18 protein-coding genes are annotated in these 16765 nt (G+C 59.8%); 16 read left to right on the forward strand and 2 right to left on the reverse strand.

Going from position 1 to position 16765, the window contains the following annotated elements; translation table 11 throughout:
* Window positions 1-56: 56 nt before the first annotated feature.
* The 16 genes from ICA15_RS16310 (at window position 57) to ICA15_RS16385 (ending at window position 15875) form a co-directional block, all read left to right on the forward strand.
* Window positions 57-413, forward strand: coding sequence for a PilZ domain-containing protein (locus ICA15_RS16310; RefSeq protein ID WP_042560427.1), 357 nt, complete (start codon window positions 57-59; stop codon window positions 411-413).
* 14 nt (window positions 414-427) lie between these two features.
* Window positions 428-1219 (forward strand): TatD family hydrolase, encoded by a 792-nt coding sequence (locus ICA15_RS16315; protein ID WP_150616011.1) that lies wholly within the window; start codon window positions 428-430, stop codon window positions 1217-1219.
* Between the two features lie 473 nt (window positions 1220-1692).
* Complete coding sequence (locus tag ICA15_RS16320) at window positions 1693-2331, forward strand: TetR/AcrR family transcriptional regulator (protein ID WP_007908276.1); 639 nt, start codon at window positions 1693-1695, stop codon at window positions 2329-2331.
* 137 nt (window positions 2332-2468) lie between these two features.
* Window positions 2469-3437 (forward strand): GTP 3',8-cyclase MoaA, encoded by a 969-nt coding sequence (locus ICA15_RS16325; RefSeq protein WP_210554024.1) that lies wholly within the window; start codon window positions 2469-2471, stop codon window positions 3435-3437.
* A gap of 124 nt (window positions 3438-3561) precedes the next feature.
* Window positions 3562-4167: a DUF4823 domain-containing protein gene (locus tag ICA15_RS16330; protein ID WP_150593043.1), complete on the forward strand. Its 606-nt coding sequence runs from the start codon at window positions 3562-3564 to the stop codon at window positions 4165-4167.
* Window positions 4168-4183: 16 nt separating this feature from the next.
* Window positions 4184-4744, forward strand: coding sequence for a DUF1285 domain-containing protein (locus tag ICA15_RS16335; protein ID WP_042560423.1), 561 nt, complete (start codon window positions 4184-4186; stop codon window positions 4742-4744).
* A 141-nt stretch (window positions 4745-4885) separates the two neighbouring features.
* Window positions 4886-5602 (forward strand): FadR/GntR family transcriptional regulator, encoded by a 717-nt coding sequence (locus tag ICA15_RS16340; RefSeq protein ID WP_150616008.1) that lies wholly within the window; start codon window positions 4886-4888, stop codon window positions 5600-5602.
* A 131-nt stretch (window positions 5603-5733) separates the two neighbouring features.
* Window positions 5734-6609 carry an SMP-30/gluconolactonase/LRE family protein gene (locus ICA15_RS16345; protein ID WP_150605239.1) on the forward strand — a complete coding sequence of 292 codons (876 nt, stop codon included), beginning with the start codon at window positions 5734-5736 and terminating at the stop codon, window positions 6607-6609.
* 270 nt (window positions 6610-6879) lie between these two features.
* The gene (locus ICA15_RS16350; protein ID WP_210554023.1) at window positions 6880-7698 is read left to right on the forward strand and encodes an SDR family oxidoreductase; all 819 of its coding nucleotides are present in this window, start codon (window positions 6880-6882) and stop codon (window positions 7696-7698) included.
* Window positions 7699-7833: 135 nt separating this feature from the next.
* Window positions 7834-8838, forward strand: a complete 1005-nt coding sequence (locus tag ICA15_RS16355; protein WP_150605241.1) for a substrate-binding domain-containing protein — start codon at window positions 7834-7836, stop codon at window positions 8836-8838.
* Window positions 8839-8893: 55 nt separating this feature from the next.
* On the forward strand, window positions 8894-10438 hold the full coding sequence (gene araG, locus ICA15_RS16360) for an L-arabinose ABC transporter ATP-binding protein AraG (RefSeq protein ID WP_210554022.1): 1545 nt from the start codon (window positions 8894-8896) through the stop codon (window positions 10436-10438).
* Between the two features lie 12 nt (window positions 10439-10450).
* On the forward strand, window positions 10451-11419 hold the full coding sequence (gene araH, locus ICA15_RS16365; RefSeq protein ID WP_042562174.1) for an L-arabinose ABC transporter permease AraH: 969 nt from the start codon (window positions 10451-10453) through the stop codon (window positions 11417-11419).
* A gap of 190 nt (window positions 11420-11609) precedes the next feature.
* Window positions 11610-12323, forward strand: a complete 714-nt coding sequence (locus ICA15_RS16370) for a GntR family transcriptional regulator (RefSeq protein ID WP_150593050.1) — start codon at window positions 11610-11612, stop codon at window positions 12321-12323.
* Complete coding sequence (locus ICA15_RS16375; RefSeq protein WP_210554021.1) at window positions 12320-13318, forward strand: ADP-ribosylglycohydrolase family protein; 999 nt, start codon at window positions 12320-12322, stop codon at window positions 13316-13318. The genes ICA15_RS16370 and ICA15_RS16375 overlap by 4 nt, the downstream gene beginning before the upstream one ends.
* Window positions 13319-13486: 168 nt before the next feature.
* Window positions 13487-14953: a purine-cytosine permease family protein gene (locus ICA15_RS16380; RefSeq protein WP_150605245.1), complete on the forward strand. Its 1467-nt coding sequence runs from the start codon at window positions 13487-13489 to the stop codon at window positions 14951-14953.
* The gene (locus ICA15_RS16385) at window positions 14946-15875 is read left to right on the forward strand and encodes a PfkB family carbohydrate kinase (protein WP_210554020.1); all 930 of its coding nucleotides are present in this window, start codon (window positions 14946-14948) and stop codon (window positions 15873-15875) included. The genes ICA15_RS16380 and ICA15_RS16385 overlap by 8 nt, the downstream gene beginning before the upstream one ends.
* A gap of 185 nt (window positions 15876-16060) precedes the next feature.
* Here ICA15_RS16385 and ICA15_RS16390 read toward each other — a convergent pair whose 3' ends face one another.
* Complete coding sequence (locus ICA15_RS16390) at window positions 16061-16315, reverse strand: hypothetical protein (RefSeq protein WP_150593055.1); 255 nt, start codon at window positions 16313-16315, stop codon at window positions 16061-16063.
* A 44-nt stretch (window positions 16316-16359) separates the two neighbouring features.
* Window positions 16360-16695 carry a hypothetical protein gene (locus ICA15_RS16395; RefSeq protein WP_210554019.1) on the reverse strand — a complete coding sequence of 112 codons (336 nt, stop codon included), beginning with the start codon at window positions 16693-16695 and terminating at the stop codon, window positions 16360-16362.
* Between the last annotated feature and the right edge of the window lie 70 nt (window positions 16696-16765).

A 16765-nucleotide genomic window follows, 5' to 3' on the forward strand; every position in this document is an offset into this window, starting at 1 on the left:
CCCCGCAAAAACGACGGTGTGCGCCTAGACTCTGAACATCAGCAGTGGAGGTCAACATGAATGAACCCGTCAGCCCGGGCCCGCGCAACGGCATTTTGTCCCTGACAATCAAGGACAAGTCGGTGCTTTACGCCGCTTACATGCCGTTCATCAAGAACGGTGGCCTGTTCATCCCGACCAACAAGAGCTACAAGTTGGGCGACGAGGTGTTCATGCTGTTGAACCTGATGGATGAACCGGAAAAGATCCCGGTTGCCGGCAAAGTCACCTGGATTACGCCCAAAGGCGCACAAGGCAATCGCGCAGCCGGTGTCGGCGTGCAGTTCAACGACGGCGACAACACCGCGCGCAGTCGCATCGAAACCCATCTGGCCGGAGCCCTCAAGTCCGACCGTCCCACTCATACGATGTAAGTAGCCGTATTTTTATGCTCGTAGATTCCCATTGTCACCTTGATCGCCTCGACCTCGCCGCCCATGACGGCTCGCTGGACGCCGCACTCGATGCGGCCCGCGAGCGCGGGGTAGGGCATTTTCTGTGCATCGGCGTGAGCGCCGACAACGCCGCTGACGTCAAAGCCCTCGCCGAGCGTTACGACGATGTCGATTGCTCGGTAGGCGTGCATCCTCTCGATGTGCAACCCGGCGCCGCCCCCGCGCTGGACTGGTTGCTGCACGAACTCAACCACCCGAAAGTGGTGGCGATCGGTGAAACCGGTCTGGATTACCACTACGAGCCGGAAGCCGCCGAGCTGCAGCAGGCGTCGTTCCGCCTGCACCTGCAAGCGGCGCAGCAAACCGGCAAACCAGTGATCATCCACACCCGCGGCGCCCGTGCCGATACCCTCGAACTGCTGCGTGAAGCCGCGTTGCCACAGGCCGGGGTGCTGCATTGCTTCACTGAAGACTGGGACATGGCCAAGGCCGCGCTGGACATGGGTTATTACATTTCCCTGTCAGGCATCGTCACCTTCCGCAATGCCGATGCCTTGCGTGATGTGGCGAGCAAAGTCCCGGCGGATCGTCTGCTGGTTGAAACCGATTCGCCGTACCTGGCGCCGATCCCTTATCGCGGCAAGCCGAATCTGCCGCAATACGTGCGTGAAGTGGCAGAGTTCCTGGCGATGCTGCGCGGCGAGAATTACGAGCGTTTTGCCGAGCAGACCACCGAGAACTTCAAACGCCTGTTCCCGTTGGCGCACGTCAAAGCTTCAGGTTAAAGCGGCCGACCTGTAGGCGCTGCCGAAGGCTGCGATGTTTTGATCTGTTTTTTTGAAAAGCAAGGTCAACAGATCGCAGCCTGCGGCAGCTCCTACAAGTGTGAGGTTCGGGGCAGGCCGGTCGATCACCAAATCGCAGGCAAAAAAAACCCGGGTTCTGGGGGGTGAATCCGGGTTAAGACCATTAGGAGTAAAACAAAGGCACGCGGTCCGTTGGTACCTTTATCGGCGCGGCACTTGGGGGAGATGCCGCCCGACAGTTGAAGTATTGATCAGTCTGGCGTGCAGTCCAGTTAGCGGGTCGTGGTTTTTAAACAAATTTGGAATACGTTCGCTTCAGTTGAGTTCTCATTGCGCCGAAAACGTTCTCAAAATGAACAAGAAACACAGATATGGTCGGATGATCCGTGCATTTTTGCGCAAGTTAGGCATAATACGCGGCTTCGAATTTTGACCCTTCAGACCTTTTTCTTATGCACAAAGAACCTCGTAAGGTCCGTGAGTTTCGTCGCCGCGAGCAAGAAATTCTCGATACCGCGCTCAAGCTGTTCCTCGATCAAGGTGAAGACAGTGTCACCGTCGAGATGATTGCTGATGCCGTGGGTATCGGCAAAGGCACGATCTACAAACACTTCAAGTCCAAGGCCGAGATCTATCTGCGCCTGATGCTCGACTACGAGCGCGATTTGAACGAGCTGCTGCATTCGGCCGATGTCGACAAGGACAAGGAAGCACTGTCCCGTGCCTACTTCGAATTCCGCATGCGCGATCCGCAGCGCTACCGTCTGTTCGATCGTCTCGAAGAGAAGGTGGTCAAGGGCAACCAGGTGCCGGAGATGGTCGAGGAGCTGCACAAGATCCGTGCCTCGAACTTCGAACGCCTGACCCTGTTGATCAAAGGTCGCATCAGCGAAGGCAAGCTCGAAGACGTGCCGCCGTACTTCCACTACTGCGCGTCCTGGGCGCTGGTGCACGGCGCGGTCGCGCTGTACCACTCGCCGTTCTGGAGCAATGTGCTGGAAGATCAGGAAGGTTTCTTCCAGTTCCTGATGGACATCGGCGTGCGCATGGGCAACAAGCGCAAGCGCGACCCGGAAACGCCAAGCAGCTGAGCCATTCAGCTGCCTTATTGCGCGATGATTTCGTTACATGGCGCAGTACCGCAGGAATATACTCAGGCATAGGGCTTGCTAAAACTTGATTTGTGAGTCAAGTTTTAGCCGCTCGAATTCCTTTCGCCGGAGTGATCATGATCGTTGACCGTCAAGGCAGGCGTTTTCGCAATTTGCGGATCAGCCTGACCTCAGCCTGCAATTACGCTTGTACCTACTGCGTGCCCAACGGCAAGCGGTTGGTGGCTGCGCAGGATGAGCTGTCGGCCGACGCCATGGCGCGCGGCGTGGCGTATCTGATCGAAGCTGCTGGCATCGAGCGTTTGCGCATTACCGGTGGCGAGCCGCTGGTCAGCCCCAAACTCGAATCGTTCATGACCGCCGTCGGCAAGATGGGGCTGGAAGACATCAGTCTGACCACCAACGGTCAACTCCTCGCCAAGAAACTTCCGCTGCTGGTGGATGCCGGCCTGCGCCGGATCAACGTTTCTCTCGATACCCTCGACGCCGACGCGTTCCGCAGCATTGCCCGCGGCGGCGACCTGGCCACCGTGCTCGACGGCATGGACAAGGCCGCAGCGGCGGGGATGAAAATCAAGGTCAACATGGTGCCGTTGCGCGGCCAGAATCTTGATCAGGTCATGCCGTTGCTCGACTACTGCCTGGAGCGCGGGTATGAGCTGCGCTTTATCGAGCTGATGCGCATGGGCCATCTGGCCAAAGACTCCAATGCCTTCCTGCAGCAGTTTGTCAGTCTTCAACAATTGCTGGAGCTGATCGGTGAGCGTTACGAGTACGCGCAAGCTGATGCCCCTGTCGACGCTACGGCGGTGCGTTACGCGATTGCCGGGGTGGGCAATTTTGGGGTGATTGCCAATGAAAGCGTGCCTTTCTGCCGCACCTGCTCACGCCTGCGTCTGTCGTCGACCGGTTGGCTGCATGGTTGCCTGTCGTCGAGCAACCGCCACTACGTCGGCGATCTGCTCGACAAACCGCGTCACGAGGCACTGCCGGCGCTACAGCGCTTGCTGGTCAAGGCCTTGGGCGACAAGCAGGAAGTGGCGTTTTCCGGCGGAGCAACCATCATGAAAATCATCGGCGGCTGACATATCCAATCGCTAGCAGGCTAGCGATGACAACCTATAAAATCACGACTTCTTCGAGCTGGCGCAAAAGCTGCATCCAACGCCCATTCGCCGGTTTTCCGTCACCGGCCTCTGGAGGAATAGGATGCGTAGCCTGGTTTTGCTGCTGGCCATTTTGGCGCTTGGCGGCTGTATGACTGTCAGCGATATGGCCGAAGGCACTCGCTATCAGATGAGCGACGCGGGGCTGCTGGATCACAGCGACAGCCGCCGCGTGAACAACTTCCGCATTCAGCCGGACTCATTCATCTACATCGCCCAGGGAGCATTTGCGCCGCCGGGTGGTTCGTATCCGCGGCCTAACGTGGTCGCTGAGGAAGCGTTCAAAGGCTTTATCGAATACTTCCCGATGGTTCGCCGCGCCCGCGCGCCGGCAGGCCTCGATCAGGCAATGGGCGAAGCCCGTGACGCCGGTGCGCATTACCTGCTCTACACCCGCTTCGCCAAGGCTGATGACCGCATCGGCAACTCTGATGAGTGGCTGGATGAGGAGGCGGTGGATCGTCTCGGTATCGACGGTGGCGTGATTCAGATCATGTTGATCGAGACCAGCACCCAGTATTTGATTGATACTGCACGGATCAAGAGTCGTGGCGGTTTACTGACGTTCCACGACAGCAAACCCGAAGACCTGATCGGCCCGCCGCTGGCGCAGTACGCGCGCAGCCTGTTGGGGATCGGCAACCAGTAATTTCAAGGAGTACGCCATGAGTGGCCCGCAAAAAGCCAATGACCTGTTGGGACAAATCCCCAAAACCAAAGGCCTGCCGCCGGTGCACTTGTGGAACCCGGACTTCTGCGGCGACATCGACATGCGCATCGCCCGGGACGGCACCTGGTATTACCTGGGCACGCCGATCGGGCGCAAGCCGATGGTCAAGCTGTTCTCCACGATCATCCGCCGCGACGGCGATGATTATTTTTTGATTACGCCGGTCGAGAAGGTCGGGATCAAGGTCGACGACGCGCCGTTCGTGGCGATTGCCGTGGAGGTTGAAGGCGAGGGTGAGGCGCAGGTGCTGCGCTTTACCACCAATGTCGACGAAACTGCCGAAGCCGGTCCCGAACATCCGATTCGAGTTGAGATCGATCCGGTCACTCAAGAGCCTGCACCGTACGTGCATGTGCGCACCAACCTTGAAGCGTTGATTCATCGCAACGTGTTCTACCAGTTGGTTGAACTGGCTGTCAGTCGCAAGATTGATGGGCAGAACTGGCTCGGTGTATGGAGTGGCGGCGAGTTCTTCCGTATCGGCCTCGAACCTTAAAAGATCGCAGCCTTCGGCGACTCCTACATGGAAATGCGTTCCCTGTAGGAGCTGCCGAAGGCTGCGATCTTTTTTTGTCGTTGACACCCAATCATATGATCATTAGCTTGATCACCCATTGCGATCCGCTTTGAGGTGTTCATGTCCAGCAGCTTTCATGCATCAACGGTTGACTGGCTGGGCAGCTGGATTGCCGCTGGCCAGGTAAAACCGGGGCAGACCATCAAGGTCGAGGCGGATCTGGGTGAGCAGCTCGGCGTCAGCCGCACGGTCATCCGCGAAGCGATCAAAACCCTCGTTGCCAAAGGCATGCTTGAAGTCGGGCCGAAGGTCGGCACCCGCGTGTTGCCGGTGCGCCGCTGGAACCTGTTCGATCCGCAGGTCGTCGGTTGGCTGTCACGCAATGGTCTGCCGGAAAACTTCGTCGATGACTTGCTCGACCTGCGCCGCACCATTGAACCGATGGCCGTGCGCTGGGCCTGCGAACGGGCGACGCTGGAGCAGATCGACGCCGTGCAACTGGCCTACAACGCCCTCGAGCGCGCGGTAGACAGCGGCGGCGATTACAACCGCGCCGATCAGGCCTTCCACGAATGCATCCTTGCCGCCAGCCATAATCAGTTCATCGAACAAATGGTCCCGGCGCTGGGCGCGTTGCTGGCAGTCTCGTTCGAAGTCTCGGCGGCCGATCCGGATGAACTGCGCCGCACCTTGCCGATTCACAAAGACATGGCCGACGCCATCGCCGCTCGCGATTCTGCGCGAGGTGTGTGGGCCTGCATGACCCTGATCGACAACGCAGATCTGGCGATCAAACGGTTTTACCCCAAAGTCATGGCCGACAAAAAAGCCGGCTGAAAACACATGTCCCATTGTAGGAGTGAGCCTGCTCGCGATAGCGGTAGATCAGTGACTTTAATTTCAACTGACACGGTCCCATCGCGAGCAGGCTCACTCCTACAGATAAAAACAATAACGAAGGAGTCGATATGACCTGGACCGCACTGACCCAGCACCGCGCCCAACTCGGTGAAGGCCCTTTCTGGGACGCGCCGACCCAGGCGCTGTACTGGGTCGATATCGCCGGCCAACAAGCCCTGCGCCTGATCGACCAAAACGTGCAGATCTGGCAAATGCCCGAGCACGTTTCCGCGTTCATCCCCTGCGCCAGCGGCGATGCGCTGGTTACCCTGAGCAGCGGCGTCTATCGTCTTGACCTCGACTCCCCGGGACTTGAACCGCGCCTGACGCTGTTCTGCGTCGCCGACCCGCAACCCGGCAATCGACCCAACGAAGCCCGCTGCGACGGGCAAGGCCGACTGTGGCTCAGCACCATGCAAAACAACATCGGCGAGCAGGGCGAAGATCTGCCGATCGTCCGGCGTTCCGGGGCCCTGTTCCGTATCGATCCCGACAAACGCGTCACGCCGTTGCTGCGCAACCTGGGGATTCCCAACACGCTGCTGTGGAGCGACGACGGCACCCGGGTGTTGTTCGGCGACAGCATGGACGCCACGTTGTACAGCTACTTCATCCACACCGACGGCAACCTCGACACCGCCAACATCTGGTACGGCCCCGACCAACATGGCGGTCCTGACGGTTCGGCGATGGATGCCGAAGGCTATGTGTGGAACGCCCGTTGGGACGGCAGCTGTCTTTTGCGACTGTCGCCGGATGGCAAGGTCGACCGCAAAATCGATCTGCCGATCAGTCGCCCGACCAGTTGCGTGTTCGGCGGCGAGGACCTGAAAACCCTGTACATCACCAGCGCCATGAGCCCGCACAACCATCCGCTGGACGGCGCGGTACTGTCGATGCGGGTTGATGTTGCAGGAAAGCTCTGTACGCGTTTCGCTGGATAAATCCCAAAATATGGGATGCAAAATTATATATTGAGATTATTTGGCGGTCGGGTTTATAGTCGGCTCCAGCAGTAACACGCACTCACACTTAAAAAGAACAAAACAGGTGAAGTGATGCAGCGAATTTCCATCGCACTCCCACGCGGAGTCCGTGCCACGCAACGGTCCAATGCCGTCAGTGGCGCCTGCCTGTTCAGTTCTAAACGCTCTCCAGACCGGACATCGTCAGATGCCCGGTTTTTTTGCGCTTGCGAACAGGAGTCCTGAGCCATGGCTGAACCTCTTTCCCTGCCGCCGGTGCCCGCACCGCCGAAGGGCGAGCGCCTGAAAAACAAGGTTGTGCTGCTCACCGGTGCCGCTCAGGGCATCGGTGAAGCCATCGTCGCAGCCTTCGCTTCGCAGCAAGCCAAGCTGCTGATCAGTGATATCCAGGCCGAAAAAGTCGAGAAGGTTGCCGCCCATTGGCGCGAGCAAGGCTTTGACGTTCAGGCGATCAAGGCAGACGTTTCGTGCCAACCTGATCTGCACGCCATGGCCAAACGCGCCGTTGAACTGCACGGGCGCATCGACGTGCTGGTCAACTGCGCCGGGGTCAATGTGTTCCGCGATCCGTTGGAGATGACCGAAGAAGACTGGCGCCGTTGCTTCGCCATCGACCTCGACGGCGCGTGGTACGGCTGCAAAGCGGTCCTGCCGCAAATGATCGAGCAGGGTATCGGCAGCATCATCAACATTGCCTCAACCCATTCTTCGCACATTATTCCCGGCTGTTTCCCGTACCCGGTGGCCAAACACGGGTTGCTGGGACTGACCCGCGCACTCGGTATCGAATACGCAGCGAAGGGCATTCGCGTCAACGCCATCGCACCGGGCTACATCGAAACGCAACTGAACGTCGATTACTGGAATGGTTTCGCCGACCCGCATGCCGAGCGTCAACGTGCCCTCGACCTGCACCCGCCCAAACGCATTGGTCAACCGCTTGAAGTGGCGATGACGGCGGTGTTCCTGGCCAGCGATGAAGCGCCATTCATCAATGCTTCGTGCATCACCATCGATGGTGGCCGCTCGGTGATGTACCACGACTGATCGATCGGATTCCACGCGAAGAAATCCGCCTGAAATCCAATCATCATACGATATGACTATTTTCAACAGGCTTTGCAGGAACGTGCTTTACCGCTTTTCAAACATTGCTCAAAAAAAATAACAAGGAGTCAGCTTATGAAACGTCGTTTCGGGATTCGTACCCTGTGCAGTGCCGCGCTCGCGGTCACCGCGTTCAGCCTGAGCAGTTCGCTGCTCGCCGCCGATGCGGTGAAGATCGGTTTCCTGGTCAAACAGGCCGAGGAGCCGTGGTTCCAGACCGAGTGGGCCTTCGCCGAAAAAGCCGCCAAGGACAGGGGTTTTGAACTGATCAAGATCGCCGTCCCGGATGGCGAAAAAACCCTGTCGGCCATCGACAGCCTTGCCGCCAACGGTGCCAAAGGCTTTGTGATCTGCCCGCCGGACGTGTCGCTCGGCCCGGCGATCATGGCCAAAGCCAAACTCAATGACCTCAAGGTGATTGCCGTCGACGACCGTTTTGTCGACGCCAACGGCAAGTTCATGGAGGACGTGCCGTACCTCGGCATGGCCGCGTTTGAAGTCGGTCAGAAGCAGGGCGCCGCGATGGTCGCCGAAGCGAAAAAACGCAACTGGGACTGGAAAGACACCTACGCGGTCGTCAACACCTACAACGAACTCGACACTGGCAAGAAGCGCACCGACGGCTCGGTCAAGTCCCTCGAAGACGCCGGCATGCCGAAGGATCACATCCTCTTCGCCGCGCTGAAAACCCTCGATGTGCCAGGCAGCATGGATGCCACCAACTCGGCGTTGGTGAAACTGCCGAGCGCGGCGAAGAACCTGATCATTGGCGGCATGAACGACAACACCGTGCTCGGCGGCGTCCGCGCCACAGAAGCCGCCGGGTTCGCCGCGGCCAACGTGATCGGCATCGGCATCAACGGCACCGACGCCATCGGCGAACTGAAAAAGCCTAACAGTGGCTTCTTCGGTTCGATGCTGCCGAGCCCGCACATCGAAGGCTACAAAACCGCCGAGATGATGTACGAGTGGGTCACCACCGGCAAAGAGCCACCGAAATACACCGCCATGGACGACGTCACCCTGATCACCCGCGAGAACTTCAAGCAAGAGCTGGAAAAAATCGGCTTGTGGAACTGACGTAGCGACGGCCCGGGCAACCGGGCCGTTTGAACGGTGTGAAGAGGTGGCTTAAATGCACGCGCAAGTACAAACACAAGAACAACGCAACGGCGGCAGCCTGCGCTTCAACGGGATCGGCAAAACCTTTCCCGGCGTGAAAGCGCTGGACGGCATCAGCTTCGTCGCCCATCCCGGCCAGGTTCACGCCTTGATGGGCGAGAACGGCGCCGGCAAGTCGACCCTGCTGAAAATCCTCGGCGGCGCTTACATTCCGAGCAGCGGCGAGTTGCAGATCGGCGAGCAGACGATGGCGTTCAAGTCGACCGCCGACAGCATCGGCAGCGGCGTGGCGGTGATTCACCAAGAGCTGCATCTGGTGCCGGAAATGACCGTCGCCGAAAACCTGTTCCTCGGTCATCTGCCGGCCAGTTTCGGTTTGATCAATCGCGGCACGCTGCGTCAGCAAGCACTGGATTGCCTCAAAGGCCTGGCCGATGAAATCGATCCGCAGACCAAAGTCGGACGTTTGTCGCTGGGCCAACGGCAACTGGTGGAGATCGCCAAAGCCCTGTCGCGTGGCGCCCATGTGATCGCCTTCGACGAACCGACCAGCAGCCTTTCGGCGCGCGAGATCGACCGTTTGATGGCGATCATCGGGCGCCTGCGCGACGAAGGCAAAGTCGTGCTTTACGTGTCCCATCGCATGGAAGAAGTGTTCCGGATCTGCGACGCGGTGACGGTGTTCAAGGACGGTCGCTACGTGCGCACTTTCGAGGACATGAGCCAGTTGACCCACGATCAACTGGTGACCTGCATGGTCGGCCGCGACATTCAGGACATCTACGATTACCGCAATCGCCCACGCGGCGCAGTGGCGCTGAAAGTCAACGGCCTGCTCGGTCCGGGCCTGCGTGAGCCGATCAGTTTCGAGGCGCACAAAGGCGAGATTCTTGGTTTGTTCGGATTGGTCGGGGCAGGGCGCACCGAGTTGTTTCGCTTGCTCAGTGGTCTGGAGCGCAAAACCGCCGGACGCCTTGAACTGCGAGGCCATGAACTGAAATTGCGCTCACCGCGCGATGCCATTGCCGCCGGGATTTTGCTGTGCCCCGAGGATCGCAAGAAGGAAGGGATTATTCCGCTGGCCAGCGTCGCCGAGAACATCAACATCAGTGCGCGCGGCGCGCATTCGGGGCTTGGCTGCCTGATTCGCGGTCTGTGGGAGAAGGGCAACGCCGACAAACAGATCAAGGCACTGAAAGTCAAAACGCCCCACGCCGGCCAGCAGATCAAGTTTCTTTCCGGCGGCAATCAGCAGAAGGCAATTCTCGGTCGCTGGCTGTCGATGCCGATGAAAGTTCTGCTGCTCGACGAGCCGACCCGTGGCATCGACATCGGCGCCAAAGCCGAGATCTACCAGATCATCCACAACCTCGCCGCTGACGGTATTTCGGTGATTGTGGTGTCGAGCGACCTGATGGAAGTGATGGGTATTTCCGACCGCATCCTGGTGCTGTGCGAAGGCGCCCTGCGCGGCGAAGTCAGCCGCGACCAGGCCAATGAATCCAACCTGCTGCAACTGGCTTTGCCGCGCCACCGCGCTGACGGCGTGGCGAACTGAGAGGTGACTATGATGACAACCCAAAACGAAACCCTGCCGAAAGAGCGCAAACCTTTGGACATGCGCCGCTTCCTCGATGACTGGGTCATGCTGCTGGCGGCCGTGGGCATTTTTGTTGCCTGTACTCTGCTGATCGACAACTTCCTTTCGCCGCTGAACATGCGCGGATTGGGCCTGGCGATTTCCACCACTGGCATCGCCGCCTGCACCATGTTGTATTGCTTGGCGTCGGGGCACTTCGACTTGTCGGTGGGCTCGGTGATTGCCTGCGCCGGGGTGGTGGCGGCGGTGGTGATGCGTGACACCGACAGCGTATTCCTTGGCGTCGGTGCGGCGCTGGTGATGGGCCTGATTGTCGGGCTGATCAACGGGATTGTGATTGCCAAGTTGCGCGTCAATGCGTTGATCACGACGCTGGCGACTATGCAGATCGTGCGTGGTCTGGCTTACATTTTTGCCAACGGCAAAGCGGTGGGCGTGTCGCAGGAATCGTTCTTCGTGTTTGGCAACGGCCAGTTGTTCGGCGTGCCGGTACCGATCCTGATCACCATCGTCTGCTTCCTGTTTTTCGGCTGGCTGCTGAATTACACCACCTACGGGCGCAACACCATGGCCATCGGTGGCAACCAGGAAGCGGCATTGCTGGCGGGGGTCAACGTTGATCGCACCAAGATCATCATCTTCGCCGTGCACGGTGTGATCGGTGCGCTGGCCGGGGTGATTCTGGCATCGCGCATGACCTCGGGGCAGCCGATGATTGGTCAGGGTTTCGAGCTGACAGTGATTTCCGCGTGCGTGCTGGGCGGGGTGTCGCTGAGCGGCGGGATCGGCATGATTCGGCATGTGATTGCCGGGGTGTTGATTCTGGCGATCATCGAGAATGCGATGAACCTGAAGAACATCGATACGTTTTATCAGTATGTGATTCGGGGATCGATTTTGTTGTTGGCTGTGGTTATCGATCGTTTGAAACAACGGTAAACCGTATTCCGCTCTATGTAGGAGTGAGCCTGCTCGCGATTGCGTTCTTTGAGACACATTGTTCTTGAATGTGTCGACGTCATCGCGAGCAGGCTCACTCCTACAGGGGAGCGCATCAACTGCCCGCCTTCCGTCATCTTCCTTAAATATTTCTTGCCCGCCACCGACCGTTTCGGTTATCACTTTGTACATGATTAGACAGGTACGATTCGACAAGAAACAACGGGTGGTCGACGAGCTCGTCCGGCGCATCGAAAGCGGCCTCATGGAGGACGGCTTTCTGTTGCCCGGCGAGCATCAGTTGGCTCAAGAATTCAACGTCAGCCGTGGCACGTTGCGCGAAGCGCTGGCCGAACTGAAGCGGCGTAAATACATCGCCACGCAAAGCGGCGTCGGTTCCATCGTCACCTTTGACGGTGTGGTCCTCGACCAGCGCAGCGGCTGGGCTCAGGCACTGGCAGACACGGGCGCACTGATCAACACCGAAGTATTACGCCTCGAAGCCGTGACCCGGACCGATCTTTCGGCTGTGTTCGGCTCCGATCAATTCATCCTGCTCGAGCGCCGTCGCCGCTCCAACGACGGCACGCTGGTCTCCCTCGAACGCTCGCTGATGCCGGCCAACGGAGGCCTGGAAAGCCTGCCGCGCGTCGGCCTGATCGACAATTCCCTGACCATCACCCTGGCCGCCTACGGTTACATCGGCGAGCGCGGCGATCAGTGGCTCGGCGCCGAACCCTTGAATGCCGAAGACGCCGAATTGCTCGGCCGTCCGCCAGGCACGGTATTCCTCAAAGCCCTGCGCACCACCTACGACCGGCAGAACCGTTTCATGGAACAGGTCGAAAGCCTGCTCGACCCGGTGCATTTCCGTCTGCACCTGCAATTTGGAGATTCGAAATGACCCCGCTCAACCGTGCCTTGGGTGCGTTTTATGGCCTGGCCCTCGGTGATGCGCTGGGCATGCCGACCCAATCGCTGAACCGCGAAACGATCAAGACGCGCTTCGGCCAGATCACCGATCTGCAAGACGCAGGCCCCTTGCAACCGATCGCCGCAAACATGCCCAAAGGCTCGATCACCGACGACACCGAACAGGCGATTCTGGTTGGCGAGCTGCTGGTCGAAGGCAAGGGCCATATCGAGCCGGCCATCCTCGCGCAACGACTGATCGAGTGGGAAGCGCAGATGCAGGCCAAAGGCTCGCAGGACCTGCTGGGTCCGTCGACCAAGCGCGCCATTGAAATGATCCTCGCGGGTCATTCGCCGGAGGAGTCCGGGCGCTACGGCACCACCAACGGCGCGGCCATGCGCATTACCCCGGTGGGGATCGCGGCAGACGTCAGCGATCCTCAGCGGTTTATCGCCGCAGTCGTGCAGGCCTGTCAGGTCACCCACAACACCACGCTGGGGATCTCCAGCGCGGCGGCGGTGGCGGCGGTGGTCTCGGCCGGGATCAATGGCATGGATCTGGGCGAGGCGCTGAACCTCGGCCAACAAATCGCGCAACAAGCCGAGGTACACGGTCACTGGGTGGCCGGTGGGCGCATCGCTTCGCGCATCAGTTGGGCGCGCAGCATCAGCGTCGACAGCGACAAAGCGTTGCTGGCCGATCTGCTCTACGACGTGATCGGCACCTCGGTGGCGTCGCAGGAATCAGTGGTGGTCTCATTCGCCCTGGCGCAGCAGGTGGCCATCGGTGAAATGAGCGCGTTCGATGCGTTGTGCATGGCGGCGAGTCTCGGTGGCGACACCGACACCATCGCCGCGATTCTCGGCGCCATGCTTGGGGCCTGCCTGGGTCTTGAGTGTTGGCCGACCGAGATGATCGAGACGGTGAAAGCCGTCAATCATCTGCAGCTTGAGCCCCTGGTGAAAGGACTTCTCACCCTGCGCTGAGGTACCTGTGTAGGAGCTGCCGCAGGCTGCGATCTTTTGATCTTCAGCAGTTTTCAGGCAGCCAGAAAATAAAGATCAAAAGATCGCAGCCTGCGGCAGCTCCTACAGGAGAGGGTGCAGGTTGATAAATTGCCCACAACCACAAAAAAGGCAAACAGGAGCATTTTCATGAGTTCATCGAACGCCGGGCAAAGCGCCGGGCAACTGGAAACCCGTGGCATCGAGCCGGTACCGGAAGCCGAGTGCAACGGTCATCCACTGCAACTGTTCTGGGTCTGGTTCGCCGCCAACATTTCCATTCTCGGACTGCCGCTGGGTGCCACGCTGGTTGCGTTTCGCGGTCTGGCGATCTGGCAGGCAATCATCGTCGCGATCATCGGTGCCGCCGGTTCGTTTGCGGTGGTCGGGATCATCTCGATTGCCGGCCGCCGTGGCCGCGCGCCGAGCCTGACCTTGTCGCGGGCGATCTTCGGCGTGCGCGGCAATATCGGCCCGACACTGGTCTCGCTGATGTCGCGTCTGGGCTGGGAAACCGTCAACACCACCACCGCTGCATTCGTGCTGCTGTCGCTGTGTTCGATCCTGTTCGGCTCACCGGTTGAAGCGAAAAGCGCACCCGTGCTGACGCTGCTCTTCATCGCGATTTTCGTGCTGCTGACCTTGGCGGTCTCCGGCCTCGGCCATGCGACCTTGCTGGTGATCCAGAAGTGGGCGACGTATGTCTTCGGCGCGCTGAACATTCTGGTCGGCGGCTTTCTCTGCGCCACCATCGACTGGAGCGCGGTGTTCAACGCCACACCGGCGCCGGTCAGCGCAATGATCATCGGCATCGGCACCATGGCGGCCGGCACCGGTATCGGTTGGGCCAACGCGGGCGCCGACATGTCGCGCTATCAGCATCGCAGCGTCAAAGCCGTGCGTCTGGTCGCTTCCGCAGCGTTCGGTGCCGGTATTCCGCTGGTGCTGCTGATTACCCTCGGCGGCCTGCTGTCGGTGGGTAACAACGATCTCGCCTCGGCGACTGACCCGATCGTGGCGATCCGCGACATGCTGCCGACCTGGATGGCCGTGCCGTACCTGATCACGGCGTTCGGTGGTCTGCTGCTGTCGAACAACCTGTCGGTGTACTCCGCCGGTTTGACCACGTTGACGCTCGGCCTCAAGGTCAAACGCGTCTACGCCGTGGTGGTCGACATCGTTGCGATCTTCGCCGGTTCGATCTACTTCATGCTGATCGCCGACAGTTTCTACGGCCCGTTCATTACCTTCATTTCCCTGCTGGCGGTGCCGATCACCGCGTGGGTCGGGATCTTCGTGATCGACTTGATTCATCGTCACTACTACAGCCCGCAAGACCTGCTCGACGTCAGCCCAAGCAGCGCCTATTGGTATCGCGGCGGTATCGAGTGGCGCGCATTCGGGGCTTGGGCGATTGCCATCGTGCTCGGTTTCAGCTTCACCACCATCGGCACCACCGCTGAGAATGTCTGGTTCAAAGGTTTCCTGTCCGACTCGTGGCTGGGCCACAACGGCCTCGGCTGGATCGTGACGTTCGTGGTCGCCGGCGGCATTTATTTCCTTCTCGGCGGGGCAAAAGATCGCCGCGCCGCGCCAGTCGAGAATGCTCATGCCTAAGATGTTGCACACCGGCCAGGTCATCATCGACCTGGTCATGGCCGTGGATAAACTGCCGCAGATTGGCGGCGACGTACTGGCGCAGTCCGCCGGTTTCGAGGCCGGTGGCGGTTTCAACGTGATGGCGGCGGCGGTGCGTAATGGCCTGCCGGTGGTTTACCTCGGTCGCCATGGCACCGGGCGTTTCGGCGACCTGGCGCGGCAGGCGATGCATGCCGAGGGGATTCACATCGGTATCAGCCAGCCTGCGCAGCGCGACACGGGTTTGTGTGTGGCGCTGACCGATGCGTCGGCCGAGCGCAGTTTCATTTCCTACATCGGCGCCGAAGGCGAGGTCACTGTCGATGATTTGAACAGCGTGGCTTTTGAGGCCGGGGACTATGTTTATCTCAGCGGTTACAGCCTGCTGCACGAGGGTAAGGCGCAGGCTTTGCTTGCCTGGACGTTGGCATTGCCCGCCACGATCCACGTGGTGTTCGATCCGGGCCCGTTGGTGGAATCGCCGGATTCACCGCTGATGGAGGCGCTGCTGCCGCGCATTGATGTGTGGACCAGCAACAGCGTCGAGGCGCTGCGTTTTACCGGGGCTGAGAACATCGATGTTGCGCTGGATTGTCTGGCTGAGCATCTGCCGCAAGACGTGTTGATGGTGGTGCGCGATGGGCCGCAGGGCTGCTGGATTCATCAAGGTGACGAGCGTCGGCATGTGCCCGGGTTTGCCGTCAAAGCGGTGGACAGCAACGGTGCCGGCGATGCGCATGCCGGGGTGTTTGTTGCGGGGTTGGCGCAGGGTTTGACTGCATTTGAAGCGGCGCGGCGAGCGAATGCGGCGGCGGCTTTGGCGGTGACTCGGTGGGGGCCGGCGACAGCGCCGGGGACTGCTGAGGTAGATGCGCTGATCCGCGAGACTTGCGGCGAATGATTTACCGCCATCGCTGGCAAGCCAGCTCCCACAGGGGGGCTACATCGTTCACATAAAGTTCATGTCGTTTACGCAACCCCTGTAGGAGCTGCCGCAGGCTGCGATCTTTTGATCTTGTCTTTTTCAGGCAAAGTCAAAAGACCGCAGCCTGCGCCAACTCCTACAGGGTTACACGTTTACACGACTCAGCTATCGAGTTTGCGCGCTGCTTCAACCCCGGCCGCACTGAGCTTGATCGGCAAATTCAGCGAGTGTTCACCGGCCTCGTTGCAGGTGATATGGCCATGGTGTATCAAGCCGCGTTCCTGCAGTGAGGCGAGGGCGCTGGCCACGACCTTTTCGCCCCGGTAATTGTCCAGCACCTCTTTGCCCAGTCCACTCGGGTGGGCGTGCAGCAGGCGGGTGAGGACTTCTTTTTCCAGGTTTTTATCGACGTTCATGGTTACCTCTTCATGGGTGTAAATAGGACGCTCGCGTCGGCGAACTACTGGCCGGATCCTTCGGAGCCGGAGCCACCGGTGGTGGTTTTCGAACCGACGCCCGGGCCCGCATTGTCTGGCGTGGCGGGAGCATCGGGGGTGTTCATGCCACCCTGGCGACCGGGATCACTGCCCTGCGTGCGCGGGTCAGTACCGGTGGCAGGTGTCTGATTGATCAGGGGGACGCCAGAACCATCGGTGTTAATGCCGGGGGCACTGTTGATGACGGGGGCTCGGGGCGGTGTCGGATCGGTAGGGCCGGTGCCCGCAGCGGTGGCGGCGAACACCGCGGGGCAGAGCAGGGCGCTGAATACGAAAGCGGTCAACCTTGACGGGATCATAGGGCTTCTCCAGTGATTGGAATCCATACCCTTTGTTGGTCTGCCCGCGTCGTCGATTGGTGCCTGATGA

The organism is Pseudomonas sp. P116, from assembly GCF_020149425.1.
GTDB lineage: Bacteria > Pseudomonadota > Gammaproteobacteria > Pseudomonadales > Pseudomonadaceae > Aquipseudomonas > Aquipseudomonas anatoliensis.